Annotated in this window: 7 protein-coding genes; 4 read left to right on the top strand and 3 right to left on the bottom strand. The window is 60.6% G+C overall.

The window, feature by feature from the left end; all coding sequences use genetic code 11:
- The 4 genes from CFBP1590_RS18160 to CFBP1590_RS18145 all read left to right on the top strand — a co-directional run bounded on the left by CFBP1590_RS18160 (position 1) and on the right by CFBP1590_RS18145 (position 4,279).
- The gene (locus tag CFBP1590_RS18160) at positions 1 to 642 is read left to right on the top strand and encodes a nicotinamidase (RefSeq protein WP_029242511.1); all 642 of its coding nucleotides are present in this window, start codon (positions 1 to 3) and stop codon (positions 640 to 642) included.
- A gap of 16 nt (positions 643 to 658) precedes the next feature.
- Positions 659 to 1,864, top strand: a complete 1,206-nt coding sequence (gene pncB / locus CFBP1590_RS18155) for a nicotinate phosphoribosyltransferase (RefSeq protein ID WP_004882887.1) — start codon at positions 659 to 661, stop codon at positions 1,862 to 1,864.
- A 4-nt stretch (positions 1,865 to 1,868) separates the two neighbouring features.
- Positions 1,869 to 2,705 (top strand): NAD(+) synthase, encoded by an 837-nt coding sequence (nadE, locus tag CFBP1590_RS18150; RefSeq protein WP_069144522.1) that lies wholly within the window; start codon positions 1,869 to 1,871, stop codon positions 2,703 to 2,705.
- Between the two features lie 302 nt (positions 2,706 to 3,007).
- Positions 3,008 to 4,279, top strand: coding sequence for an aspartate carbamoyltransferase (locus CFBP1590_RS18145; protein ID WP_058430630.1), 1,272 nt, complete (start codon positions 3,008 to 3,010; stop codon positions 4,277 to 4,279).
- A gap of 33 nt (positions 4,280 to 4,312) precedes the next feature.
- On the opposite strand, the gene CFBP1590_RS18140 is transcribed toward CFBP1590_RS18145, so the two are convergent.
- The 3 genes from CFBP1590_RS18140 to eprS form a co-directional block, all read right to left on the bottom strand.
- Entirely contained in the window at positions 4,313 to 6,475 is a 2,163-nt protein-coding gene (locus CFBP1590_RS18140; protein ID WP_004882883.1) for a TonB-dependent siderophore receptor, read from the bottom strand.
- Positions 6,476 to 7,103: 628 nt separating this feature from the next.
- Positions 7,104 to 10,217 (bottom strand): autotransporter domain-containing protein, encoded by a 3,114-nt coding sequence (locus CFBP1590_RS18135; protein ID WP_088235668.1) that lies wholly within the window; start codon positions 10,215 to 10,217, stop codon positions 7,104 to 7,106.
- Positions 10,218 to 10,309: 92 nt separating this feature from the next.
- Entirely contained in the window at positions 10,310 to 13,312 is a 3,003-nt protein-coding gene (eprS, locus tag CFBP1590_RS18130; RefSeq protein WP_088235667.1) for an autotransporter serine peptidase EprS, read from the bottom strand.
- Between the last annotated feature and the right edge of the window lie 926 nt (positions 13,313 to 14,238).

Genomic DNA, 14,238 nt, shown 5'->3' with positions numbered 1-14,238 from the left:
ATGAATGCCAACAAGATCAAGACTGCTTCGTTCGATGTCGATGCCCAAAAAAGCTTCACGCCGTTGTGCCCTGACGAGCTGCCCGTCAGCGGGGGTGATCAGATTGGTGAGGCGCTCAACTTCATGGCGACCCTTGCCCGCCTGCGTCTGGGCAGCAAGGATGCCCACGCGGTGAATGCGCCCTGGATCGTTGAAACCCATGAAGGCATGCTCCAGCCAACCGGGCTGAAGCACGCCGACCTGACCTGGGTGAGTCACTGCATACCGGGCACCGAAGGCTTCAAGTTGCTGGATGTGTTGCCTCAACCGCTCGAATACGATTACTTCGTCTGGAAGGGCGTAGAGCCGGATCTGCATCCTTACGGAGCGGTTTGGCATGATCTGGATGAAAAACTGTCTACAGGCGTTATCGAATACCTGAAAGCCAACGGCATCGAGCGCGTGATCGTTGGCGGCCTTGCGCTGGACTTCTGCGTCAAGACCACCGCCCTGCAATTGGCCAGAGCCGGATTTGTCGTGGTGCTTTATGTACCTGCCTGCCGGGGCATCAGCGAAGAGGGTTCGCTGGCGGCGCTGTCCGAGATGGCGCAAGCCGGCATTCTGATTGCCAATAATCCGCAAGAATTGACCGAACTGGCCTGAGGCCTGGGAGACAGACATGGAAAGTGTTTACGACTTCAGCAAACCGATTGTTCGTTCGCCGACTGACGACGACATGTACAAGCTGTCGATGGGTCAGGCGATCTATCACGCCTATCCCAGCGCCGATACCGAATGGGCGCTGCGGGTTCGCTCCCAGGACGATCTGACGCCGTACATCAATGAAATCCGCGAGGCAGTCGATCAGCTTCAGGAGCTGGAAAGCAGTCAGGACATGCTGCGTCATCTGCGCGGCATTCCTTACATCAGCACCGACTACATCGACTATCTGGAGGACTTCCGGCTCAAGCCGCGCTTCGTGAAAGTCGGAGAGAAAGACGGTCAGCTGGAAATCCGTGCACGCGGTCCGTGGGTTGGCGTATCGCCGTTCGAGGTCAAGATTCTGGCCATCGTCAGCGAGATCCGTAACCGCCATGTCTACCCGGATCTGTCTCTGGAGCAGGTGCGTGAAAGTCTCTACAAGAAGTTCGACTGGTTGAAAGCCAACGCCACGACAGAAGAACTGGCGGCGTTCAAGGTGGCTGACTTCGGTACGCGTCGCAGGATTTCCTACCTGGCGCAGGAAGAAGTCGTGCGCACCATGATGCGCGACTTTCCCGGTGAGTTCGTCGGCACCAGCAACATTCAACTGGCCCGCGAATTCAATATCCGCGCCGTGGGCACGCAGGCTCACGAATGGTTTCAGGCGCACCAGCAACTGGGGCCGCGTCTGGTCGACAGCCAGAAGGCGGCGCTCGATGGCTGGATCAAGGAGTACCGCGGTGATCCGGGGCTGACCCTGGCCGACTGCATCAATCAGGACGCCTTCCTGCGCGATTTCGATTCGTACTACGCCAAGCTGTTCGACGGCTGCCGTCACGACTCGGGCGATCCGCTGGTGTGGGGCGACCGCATGATCGCGCACTACGAATCACTGCGCATCGACCCGCAGACCAAGACGCTGATCTTCAGCGACGGCCTGAATCTGGGCGACAAGGCGCTGCGGATCCTGCGTCACTTCCGGGGGCGCATCAACGTTTCGTTCGGCATCGGCACCGACCTCACCAACGGCGTCGAAGGCGTGAAGCCGCTGAGCATCGTGATGAAAATGGTCAACTGCCAGGGTCAACCGGTGGCGAAGATTTCCGATGCGCCGGGCAAGAGCCAGTGCGAATCGCCGGAGTTTCTGTCGTACCTCAAGCAGGTTTTTCAGGTCAAGGAGTGAAATCATGAATACGCAAACCCGTCTGCAAACCGAGATCCAGTCAGCCCTTGGCATTGACCGAGGCATCAACGACGCTGACAGCGTGAACGCCGAAATCGCCCGACGCATCGGCTTTATCAAAGGCGTGCTGCTCGAGTCCGGTGCGAAAGCGCTGGTGCTGGGCATCAGTGGCGGGGTGGACTCGTCCACGACCGGACGCCTTTGCCAGCTCGCCGTCAACGAACTGAAAGCAGCTGGGCACGCAGTAAAGTTCGTCGCCGTGCGGCTGCCTTACAAGACTCAGGCCGATGAACACGATGCTCAGGCGGCGCTCGGTTTCATCCAGCCAGACCTGATCACCAGCGTGAACATCGCCGGTGCGGTCGACAGCGTGATGGGCGAAATCTCCATAGAAGGTCTGAAGCCAAGCCCGGAGCTGACCGACTTCGCCAAGGGCAACGTCAAGGCCCGCACCCGAATGCTGGCGCAGTATGCGATTGCCAACTTTGTTGGAGGTCTGGTGGTCGGGACCGACCACGCCGCTGAAGCTGTAATGGGGTTCTTCACCAAGTTCGGGGACGGTGCCTGCGACCTGGCACCGCTGAGTGGCCTCACCAAAGGACAGGTCCGTCTGATCGCAGGCGCGCTGGGTGCTCCGGCCCACCTTGTCAGCAAAGCCCCGACGGCCGACCTTGAAGATCTGGCCCCGGGCAAGCTGGACGAAGTGGCCTACGGCTGCACCTACGACGACATCGACAACTACCTGCTGGGCAAGGACGTGTCGGCGTCGGCTGCGGCGATCATCGAAGCGGCTTACCGCAAGACCGCCCACAAGCGTGAGTTGCCGATCTCTCCTGTCTGAAGTCTTGCGCTGATCACCGATCCATCTGCGTCGCCAATCAGTTTGACGTGATCGTTCCTCACGCAGAGCGTAGGAACGATCATCGTCGTATTCCTCCAGGAGGACTTGTGTATAACGCCGACGCGGAGCGTGGACACGATCAGTTTGAGGTGATCGTTCCTCACGCTCCGCGTGGGAATGCCTCTCGGGACGCTCCGCGTCCAGCGTACTCAACGCTTCCGACTATATGCCGTATGTACGCTTGATTTGTGTTGGTAAGAAGTTGAGCATACGCAGTGTGTATACCTGACTCGGTCTTCCTCATGTCCCAACAAGTCTTCCTTCGCGACGCCATGCGCCGTCTCAATTTCACCCGCGACGGGCTTGCCCAGCGTCTTGGTGTCTCACGCCGTGCGCTGGACAGTTGGCTGCTGCCTGACGAATCCGCCGAAATGCGCAAGATGCCGGACATCGCGCAACGCTTTGTTCTGGAGATTCTGAAGGGCAGTGCAGTTGCCGCGCAGCACGCAGACTCACGGCCGCACGGCAACGAGGAAGTTGCCCGGCACCTGCTCTCGGTCGAGACCTACACCCGAGAGTCGGTGGAAGAACTGCTGCGAATCGCCGACATGATGCAGCCGGTTGCCCGCCGCCAGAAAACCACTCGCGTGCTTGAAGGGGCCGTGCTGGCGAATCTGTTTTTCGAGGCCAGCACTCGCACACGACTGAGTTTCGCCTCGGCGTTCGCCAGGTTGGGCGGGTCGGTCTGCGATACCACCGGATTCACCTTTTCATCAATGGCCAAAGGCGAGTCTGTCGCCGACACCAGCCGCGTCATCAGCGGCTACGCCGACATCATCGTCGTGCGCCATCCCGAACTGGGCGCGGTCGCCGAGTTCGCCGAAGCCACTCACGTTCCGGTGGTCAACGCGGGCGATGGTCCGGGCGAACATCCGAGTCAGGCACTGCTGGACCTCTACACCATCCAGCGCGAATTTTCACGGCTCGACAAACTGGTCGATGGCGCACATATCGCCTTCGTCGGTGACCTGAAATATGGGCGAACCGTACACTCGTTGAGCAAGCTGCTGGCGCTCTATCGCAACCTGACCTTTACCCTGGTTTCACCCACCACGCTGGCGCTACCAGAACATCTGCTGCACTACCTGGCGGACAAGGGGCATCGCGTCGAGCAAACCCAGGATCTCGCCAACGGCTTGAAAGGGGCCGACGTGGTTTACGCAACGCGCATTCAGAAAGAGCGTTTCGCCGAACAGGAAACGCTGGAAGGTTACAGTGCCGACTTTCAGGTCAATCAGGCGCTGGTCAACGCGGTATGCGGTGCCAATACCCTGATCATGCACCCGCTGCCAAGGGACTCCCGTCCCGATGCAAACGACCTGAGCACCGACCTGAATCTCGACTCACGGCTGGCCATCTTCAAGCAGACGGACAACGGCATTGCCGTGCGCATGGCGATCTTTGCGTCGCTCCTGGGGGTTGAAGATCAGGTCCAGCGGTCACTGCGTGATGTGGGGTGGCGTGTCCCAATCTATCTGGGGCCGGATGAGGTGGTGCCTTATCGCGAGCAGTGATGGGCCATCCATGGCCGCCCGGAACAGGGTGAATCAGAACGTGTATTTGGCCGTCAACGTGAAGTTGCGCGGATCGCCATAGGTGTCTGTTGAACCCCACACCGAACTGGTACCAATCGCCGCGTAGTAGACCCGGTCGAACACGTTGTTGGCGTTCAGTTGCAGGTCCAGATGCTTGTTGACCTGATAACCGGCCATCAGGTCGGCGACGGCGTAGCTGCCTTGTTCCAGACGATAGCTGCCGTCGGTGAGGGCGATGTCGTTGTACATGCGGCTCTGCCAGTAGACGTTGCCACCAACGCGCAGTCTCTCCAGAGGGCCTTGAAAGCGGTACATCGTCGACACCTTGAACAGGTGTTCAGGCGTATCGGTGTCGAAGCGCTGGTTCTTGTTCGCCGGGTCGGCATCCTTCACGTAATGGGCGCGGGTGAAGGTGTAGCCAGCGCCCACCTGCCAGTTCTCGGTCAGTGCGCCCTGCAGCTCCATGTCGATACCCTGACTGCGCACCAGGCCTGACGCGTCGTAGCAGGTGAGCACCGGGCAGCCTGCCTGAGTCGAGGTCTGGGTTCCGAGATTGGTCTGGTCAGTGCGGAACACCGCGAGGCTGGCGTTTAGGGCGCCGTTGAAGTACTCGCCCTTGATGCCGACTTCATAGTTCTCGCCGACGACGGGCTTGAGCTGCGCGCCGGACAAGTCCTGATAGCTCTGTGGCTGGAAGATGTCGGTGTAGCTGGCATACACCGAGTAGGTGTCGTCCAGTTTGTAGATCAGGCCGCCATACCGCGTCACGTTTTTGGTGACCTTGTAGTCGCCATCGCCGGTGCGATCATCGTAGTCGTACCAATCGAGGCGTCCGCCGAGAATCATCGTCAATGGATCGGCCAGACTCAGACGTGTGGTGAGATAGACGCCTTCCTGAGTGGCGACGCTGTGCAGGTTGCCGTCACGTACGAAGTTCGGCTTCGGCGCGGCAATCGGCAGGCCGGTGTCGTAGGGGCTGTATTCCTTGCTGTCCTTGTCATAGACGCGTCGACTGGCGCCAACGACCAGTTCGTGGGTGCGGCCCAGTGCCTGGAAGGGGCCGCTGGCGAAGGCATCGAAGGCGGTCTGTTTTTCTTCGGGGCGCGACTGATACGCCGTGGTTTCCAACGGACCGTTGTAGCGCGACAGGTAGGTGCCTGAGAACAGGGCGTCCAGTGAAGAGGCGGTGCCGGCCAGATGCAGTTTCCAGTCGTTGTCGAAGCGATGTTCCAGTTCGGCGAAGACCGTATCGATCTGCAGCTTCTTCTTTTCCCAGTCGGAGCCGGGGTAGGTGGAGCGGGGCAGGTCCAGGTGGTGACCATCGGTGCCCAGCGGCAGGCCGCCCCAGAAGAAGTTGGTCTCGTCTTCCTGACGCGAATAGCCCAGCGTGGCGGTCGTGGCGTCGCTCAGATCAGCTTCGACCACGCCGTAAAACAGACCGTGGTCACTCTCTTCCTTGTCGCGAAAGCTGTTGGCGTCCTGATAGGAGCCGACCACGCGGCCGCGCAGCGTACCGCTATCGTTCAGCTTGCTCGACGCATCGAACTCGCCGCGATAGTTGTCCCAGGTTCCGGCACTGCCGGTGAGCGTGACCTGTGGCTCTGCCGTCGGACGCTTGCGCACCATATTGATGGCTGCCGACGGATTGCCAGCGCCGGTGATCAGACCGGTGGCGCCGCGAATCACTTCGACGCGGTCGAACATCGCCAGATTCGGCTGCACGCCTGCCGTGAAGCCTGAGTAAGAGGCGGGGATGCCGTCGTACATGATGTTGTCGATGTCGAAGCCGCGGGACGTGTAGGTTTGTCGGCCCGGTCCGCTGGCCTGGCTGAGGAACAGACCGGGGGTATTTCTGACCACGTCGTTGACGCTGGTCATGGCCTGGTCGTCCATGCGCTGGCGGGTGATGACCGTCACCGCTTGTGGGGTTTCGCGCATGCTCAGGGGCAGTTTGGTAGCGGTCTGCATGACGCCGGTGGTGTAGGAGCCGGAGCCTTCCGTGGTCGTGCCCAGACGGTCATCGCTGATTTCGGTAGCGCCCAGTTCCAGCGTTCCGGTCGCTTGCGCAGGTTGAGTTTCTGCAGCGAAGACCACCTGAGAGGTCGCTATCCCGATGCCGATGGCCAACAGGCATGGCGTGAAACGAAAACGGCTTTGCAGTTGCTGGCCCGACATGACCTGACACTCCCTGAACGCCTTCCGTGGCTGCATGATAATGTTGATAAGAACGATTCGCGTTAGTGTGACAGATTGTTTCTGTGGGAAAAAGCCTACGCGGACAAATACTTAACAAAATTTTCACATCTTGGGGTGGGCTAATAATCAGGGCAGGCGGGTGTTTCGAGGAAAAGGAGGGAGGTAATGAGCAGCGGGTAAAATTCAGAGTGTGTGATGCATAGGCTGAGTTATCGCGGGTCGTGGGACGCGCCACGACCTCTCCGACGTAGCGCTATCGCGTGGCAAACACCGGACCGTGGGAGGCGGCTTGCCGGCGATGCAGTCGACGCGGTTTGTCAGAAAAATCGCGTCATCGTTCATCGCCGGCAAGCCGCCTCTTATCAAACAACCTGTAAGCCACTGAAGAAACGCGGTTTTGTGGGAGCGGACCGGGCGGCGTTCCGTTTGTCCGCGAAAAGGACGGTACATCCGACGCATATGCAGTGGCTGAATACTGCATTCGCGGACAAGTCCGCTCCCACCAAGTTTGCCGCGCGACAGCGCTACGTCGAAGAGGTCGTGGCGCCTCCCACGGAGGTAGCGTTGTTTCACAACCTCACGATGTGCCTCATGAGCCAGGCATCAATCAGAACTGCCAGTCCAGCGACAAGCCCACGCCATGAGTCTTGTCACGCGAACCCAGCAGGCCGTTGTAGTCCAGGTTGACCCGCGCATCCTTGCCCAGTGCAAGACTTGCGCGGGCACCGACGACCGCAGCGTCACGGTCCATCGAAACGCTTTGCACCGCGAAGGTGTTCACGCCACTGGCGAATGACAGATGTTGATCGGAGGAGGTGTCGCTCAGGTTGTGCTGCCAGCCCAGCGTTGCCGAGACGTCCAGCTTCTGCGTGTCGTTGAGGTTGAAGCGGTTGCCTGCGCGCACACCCAGCGTGGACAGCACGGTGTCGCGCGTATCGTCACCGCCCTTGAGCGCGGTGGCACCGCCTTTCTCGGTGAAGCTGTCGCTGTCCAGGTGCACATAAGCCAGGTTGGCGAACGGCTCCAGGGCCAGCGGTTGCAGGTTCAGACGATACGCCGCTTCGGTGAAGACCTGAGTGGACTGCGCATCACGCTTGACCTTCTGACGGTCCGAGAAAGGACCGAATTGCAGATCACGCTTCACGTCGATCCGGTGCCAGCTGTGGGACGCGCCCGCTGTCAGACGCATTGCACCCTGTTCGTGCCCGATATACGCACCCAGATGGTAGCTGTCAGCCGATGCCCGCGAATGGGTGTCATCGCCCAGGCTCAACGACGTATCGCTGTAACCGGCCATTGCGCCCAGTCGCGTGTGCTCGCTGATCAGACCGTCGACGCCCGCGAGCAAGCCGCCCAGTGATGACGTCGAGTTGGCACCGTCGCTGCTGCCGCTGTTCTTGCCCCAGGCACCCAGTGCCTTGACCCAGACATTGTTGTCATCGCTGCCCGGTGCCGGCTGGTCGTACAGGCCCGCGACCCGCAGACGATCACCCACGGCATCACGCAACTGACGACTGTCATTGATCAGTTGGGTCGCGATGGCCGGATGCACTTCACCCGACAGCTGCGTGAACGCGCGACGCGCCGTGGCCGTATCCGGGCTCAACGCCACACTCTCATACACCGCGTTACCAGCGCTCAATTGCTCGATGGCCGAGGCAACGCTGCGCTGATTGGACGTCTGTGCAACGCTGGCGAAGCTGTTGCCGTTACGCTCGACGGCCAGGGTGATCCCAGTGCCGGTATAGGCCAGGTTTCCGCTCAGAAACGCAGTGTTGGTCAGCACCGAACCAAACTGACCCTGAACGCCTCCCGCTGCTTGCAGCACATCGAACGGCCGGTTGAGGATGCTGTTGGTCTGGCTGCTGCTCAACAGCGACGGGTCGGTTTCCAGTGCCAACGCCATGGTTGCACCGGTGACCGTAGCCTGACCGCCGACCACGAGTCGGTCGCTGCCAGCCGGGGACAGTTCCACCGCGTAGGTGGAGCCCGGTGCCAGCAGCAGATCGCCCGCGACTCGCAGCGTGCCGATCGAGTTGCCCGGTGCGACCGTACCGCCACGATTTGCGGTCAGTGCGCCGACGCTGCCATTGCCGCCCAGTATGCCGCTGTCATTGACGGTCACCGCCGATGCCAGTGAGCCGTTGATGGCCAGGCGACCCTGATTGACCAGCGTTGGCCCGCTGTAGGTGTTGGCACCGGTCAGCATCAGCGTGCCGATACCTTGTTTGGTCAGGCCGCCATGCCCGGAAATGGCGTTACTCCAGACATCCAGCCCGCACTGCGGACCGCTGCAGGTGCGCTGGGTGGGTTTGCCCGCGTCGACCACGGCGCCGACGCCGGGAAGATCGACGACGAACTGACTGTCGCCGTAAGCGCCGTCGATACGGAACTCGGCTGGAATATCCGCCTCGGTGACCAGCATGCTCGGGCCGTTGATTGCCTTGCCCAGGTTGATCATGCCCCAACCGTACAGCGCGTCGATGCCCGGTGCGCCGAGGTCCGTGGCGGTGGTTTTCAGTACATCGGCCACTTGCGCGCCGGTCATGTAAGGGAAGCGCTCCATCAACACGGCCATGCTGCCCGCCACGTGCGGGGCCGCCATGGAGGTGCCGTTCTTGTTGGCCCAATCGGTGGTCAGGTTTTCAAGGCTGTTGCCGTTGATCACCGAACTGAAAATGCGCGTGCCCGGTGCCGATACGCAGAAGCTGGCGGTGTAGCCGCAGCGTGACGAGAAGGTGCTGAGCGTATAGGGCGTACTCACCGCAGCGGCGGCGTTCGGGTTCACCTGCAGCGCTGCGACCGTCAACCAGTTAGGCGCGATCTCCGGCACAAAGTAGCCAAGCCCGGCCATGGCGTCGGGGTTGTTCAGGTTGTAATCGTTGCCTGCTGCGAAGATCGTCACCACGCCGCTGCGTGCGGCATCGATTGCACCCTGATAGGCGCCGCCCGGACGCGTGCCGAGGATCTGACGGATCTGGTCGAACTGCAGCTGGGCGTCCTGCACGGTGAAATGCGGAAACGCGGGATCCTTGCCACCCTGGTCGAAGCGGTCAGTGATGCCGATGCCCCAGCTGTTGTTGATCACACGAGCGCCGCTGGCGACCAGCGCATTCCAGCCGGCCTGATAGACCGCGCCATCGTTACCGAGCACGATGCCGTCTTCTGGACCCGGGTCGCCATTGTCGGCGCTGATGATCTGTGCGTTGAAGGCTACGCCATGCATGGGCCCGCCATCGCGGCTACCGCCCGCAATTCCGCCGACGTGCGTGCCGTGGTTACCCAGTTTGCCTCCGGAGTCCAGGGTCGGTGCGCCGTCGTAACGAAACGCATCGCCAGCCTTCACCGGAATATACGGGTCGGTGTATTCGCGGATGCCGCTGGTGACCAGATTGATGACCTTACCGGTGCCTGAGAACTCCGGGTGAGCGGCGTACACCGGCTGGTCGAAAATGCCCAGCTTGATGTCCTTGCCGGTATAGCCCGCCGCATAGGCCTGATCGGCATTGATGGCTCCCAGCCCCCAGTCTGCGTTGAATTCGGCACTGCGCCAGCTGGCGGCATTGCCGGATTGTCCGGCCTCGACGTAAGGCGCAGCCTGCGCAACGCTCATGGTCGCGAGGTAGACCCCCAGTGCGCCGCAGGAGGCACGGTTGATCGCTCTGATGGACTGACGAAGAGAAGTGACAGAAACCTGTCGGGTGATAAACGCATCGTTCATGAAACTACCGTCCTTAGTTGACGCACACAAAACCCCGCGCGCATGCAGGTGCATGCGCGTTGTTCTTTTTTGAAGCGAGAGGCGTTACGGAATCAGAACTGCCAGTTGAGGCTCAGCCCGACACCGTGGTTTTTTTCACGACTGGCCAGTTGGCCGCTGTAATCCAGACTCACCCGGGCGTCCTTGCTCAACGCCAGACTGGCGTGGGCGCCGACCAGTGCCGCATCGCGCACCAGCGGTGAGCTTTCGAGACCGAAGCTTGCGCCGCCGGACGCGAACGCCAGGTGTTGCTGCGAGTCGGTGTCGCTCAGGTTGTGCTGCCAGCCGAGGCTGCCCGACAGCTCGAGTTTCTGCTGGTCAGTGAGGGAGATGGTTTTCAAAGCGCGTGCGCCGAGCGTGCTCAGTACGGCATCGCGTTTATCGCGGCCTGCCGACAAGGCGGCTGCGTCGCCTTTTTCGGTGAAGCCGTCAGTGGCCAGATGCACGTAGGCAAGGTTGGCGAAGGGTTCAATCGTCACTGGCTGCAGGCGGATGCGATACGCAGCTTCCGTGAACACCTGCGCAGTCTCTGCATCGTGTTTTGTCTTCTCACGGCCACTTGCGCCGCCGACCTGAACATCACGCTTGGCATCGATACGGTGCCAGCTGTAAGCGCTGCCCAGTGTCAGACGCAGCGCGCCGATTTCATGGCCGACATAAGCGCCCAGATGGTAGCTGTCGACCGAGGCACGTGAATGTGTGCCCGAACCCATGTTCAGCGAGCTGTCGCTGTAGCCTGCGACCAGACCCAGGCGGGTGTCGTCGGCCACGTTGCCATCGACACCGGCCAGCAGACCGACAATAGACGTCGTATAGCCAGCGGTGTCATCGCGTGAATCGGTCTTGCCCCAGGCGCCCAGCGCCTTGAGCCATACATTGTCCTGCGCCGTGGTATTGCCGTCAGTGCCGAACACGCTGGCGTTCAGACGCTCGCCAACCGCATCACGCACCTGGCGACTGTCGTTGATCAGCACCGTGGCGATCGCCGGGTAAATCTCGCCGGACAACTGCTGGAAGCTGTTGCGTGCCGACGCGGCAGTGGGGGAGAGCAGCAGGTTCTCGTAAACGGCGTTTCCGGCGCCCAGTAGCTCGGCAGCCGTGGCAACTGCGGCCTGATTGGGCGTCTGCGCGACGCTGTCGAACGCGGCGGTGCGTTCGATATTCAGAGCGATGCCGGTGGCGGCGTAATCGAGTCGGCCACCCAGAAACGCATAGCTGGACGACACACTGCCAAACTGGCCGCTGACGCCGTTGGCAGCCTGCAACACATTGAACTGACGACCTTCCAGCGTTTGGCCGGAGGTGGCGCTCAGAGCGATGGGCGTTTCATCCAGCGCCAGCGTCATGTTGGCGCCTGACACATTCGCACTGCCGGTGGCAACGATACGGTCGCTGGCTGTCGGCGAAAGCTCGACCGCGTAAGTCGATCCCTGCTCGAAAACCACGTCGCCGTTGACCTGCAAGGTGCCGATGGAATTGCCCGGCGCAACGCTGCCGCCGCTGCGAGCCGTCAGCCCGCCGATCTGACCGTTACCTCCCAATGTGCCGCCAGCATTGACCTGCACGGCAGAGGTCAACGAGCCGTTGACGGACAGCAGTCCGCCATTGACCAGCGTGTCACCCCGATACGTGTTGGCACCGTCGAGAATCAGTTGGCCCGCGCCGGACTTGATCAGGCTGCCCTGGTACTGGCGCTGTGCAGCGGCGGCCGCCCGTGCGGTGCCGACGGCATAATCGGTCTGATCCTGCTGACTGGCCGTGCTGGCCACGCCGTTCTGCCAGCCTTTACTGACCAGCGTCTGTTGCCATGTGGCTTGCTCGGTGCGGTCTTCGGCCTGACGCTGGATCAGCGCCTGATCGGAAATGTTGTTGCTCCAGGTATCGGTCTGGCCTGCGCCCAGCGTTGCATCGAAGGTGCCGAGCAACTGACCCGGCCCGCGCATGGCCCGCTCCAGATTTGCCGCGCCCCAGCCCACGTTGCCGTTGGGTGCCTGGGTGACCGAACCGTCCAGTTGGGTCGCTGTGGTCAACAGCACCTGCAGCGCCTGCTCGTTGTTCATGTAGGGGAAGCGTTCCATCACCAGCGCGAGCGCACCTGTGGCGTGCGGCGCAGACATCGACGTACCGGACTTGATCCCGTAACCACCGCCCGGCACGGTGCCGTTGATCAGACGTCCGGGCGTGGTGATACACCAGTATTTGGAGATGCCGCACTGGTTGTAACGTTGACCGTTGGTGTCGTCCAGGCCCGACACGGCGAGCCAGTGACCTTCAAGATCGGGTTGAAAATACGGTAGCGAGGCCCGCACGCTGGCATTGGCATACCCGCTGTTGCCCGCGCTGAACACATTGATGACGCCCTTGCGCGAGACGTTGGCCGCTTCGTCCAGCCAGGTTCCGCGGTTGTAGTGCTGGGCATAGGCGGCACGCATGCCATCGTAGGTGGCGTAGGTCACGTCGGAGGGCTGGCTGCCCCAGCTGTTGTTGATGACGCGCACACCGGCATCGGCCAGCGCGCCATACACCGCTCGGAAATAAAGCGGGTCCGGGCTCGGCCCGAACAGAAAGCTGTCGTTCTTGTTGGTGTTGCCGACGTAAACCTGCGCGTTGTACGCCACGCCATGCACGCCGACGCCATCGCGGGCTGCGCCCATGGTGCCGGTCACGTGGGTACCGTGTGTGTCGTTGTTCGGGTTGATGGCACCGGTAACGCTGAACGGCGAGCCATCGACATAGGTGCCGCTGGCGGTCACCGCATGAAAACGCGACGGACTGGCTTCAGGGTGGGAAGGGTCAAAACCAGAGTCCAGCGCACCGATCTTCACGCCTGCGCCGGTGATGCCTGTGGCATATGCCTGTTCGGCCTGAATACGGCCAAGTCCCCAGTCGCTCTGGAACTCGGCAGACCGCCAACTGGCAGCATCGCCCAACCTGCCTTGTTCGACGTAGTCGGCGTAGGCAGAACAGCCAAACGTGAAGGAAAGTGCGCAAAGAGCGCCTGTTGCAGCAGGTTTAATAGAACAACGGACAGCACTGACGGCTTTCGACTTTTGCATCCATGCACACCTTAAACTGATTAGCTCCCTATCGAGCGCCGTAAGAACATAGTCCCCACTTACTCGCTTGGCAACAGAATTGTTTCAGAATGGATACAAGTTTATTTATATATGAATAACGCATCAGGGATTATTTTTTATCGTGATAGGCCCTTGAATTATTGAACGAATTTCCACGTCTCGGATCAGGTGGAGAGGGTGGGGTGATGGCGTTTTAGTTGCACTTGCTTCCCGTAACTGGTTCGCTGCATGTTTGCAAATTGAACGGGCGTTAATGCAGGTCTCAGGCGTCTTGTCCTTTTGTTGGACAATATTGATGCGATGGTCTATGCGCTTTGCATCGCCTGAAGTTAAAACGAAGAATGATGAGGTGAGCCGCTCCAACGCACTTGACGGTGGTGTTGTGAAAGTGGATGAATCACGTAAGTCCGGGGCGTTTTGCCATCATTTTTCTGAACCGCTTAGTTCACTTAATCGCCACGCTTATGTCTGTTACCCATCTAACGGGTGATGTTGTGAAGACTTTCGAATTTGTCACTTTTTGTTTGCTTTCGCGTTTAAATCCATGGTTATTATCGCCAGCGCTCCGGGTCACGAACCCGGGCCAAGGATTGCCATGACTACAAGCCGGGCAATCTCAGCCGATCGGGACAACCCAGGCGCTGACACCCCTGCGCAGGCCATTCCCCGTCGTTGACCCTCAAACGAAAGATGAGGTTTCAAGTGGTCACGCGGTATGCATTCTCCAGCTTCAGGGCTCTCGCGACCAACCTCGCCATAGACCCTTCCCGTACCTCAGCTGCTCGCGAGCCACGCTTTCACGCGTCTCCTGCAGGTCTGCCCTCATTCGCCGTTCAATCTGTGTCCACGCACGACAGCACATTGATCCCGCGGGCACGCGCTGCACCTTCCCCCTGATCGCTTGA

Origin of the sequence: Pseudomonas viridiflava, from assembly GCF_900184295.1 — a bacterium.
Taxonomy (GTDB): Bacteria; Pseudomonadota; Gammaproteobacteria; order Pseudomonadales; family Pseudomonadaceae; genus Aquipseudomonas; species Aquipseudomonas viridiflava.
The sequence above is the reverse complement of the archived record's forward strand: the minus strand, read 5'-3'. Positions and strand labels throughout refer to the sequence as shown.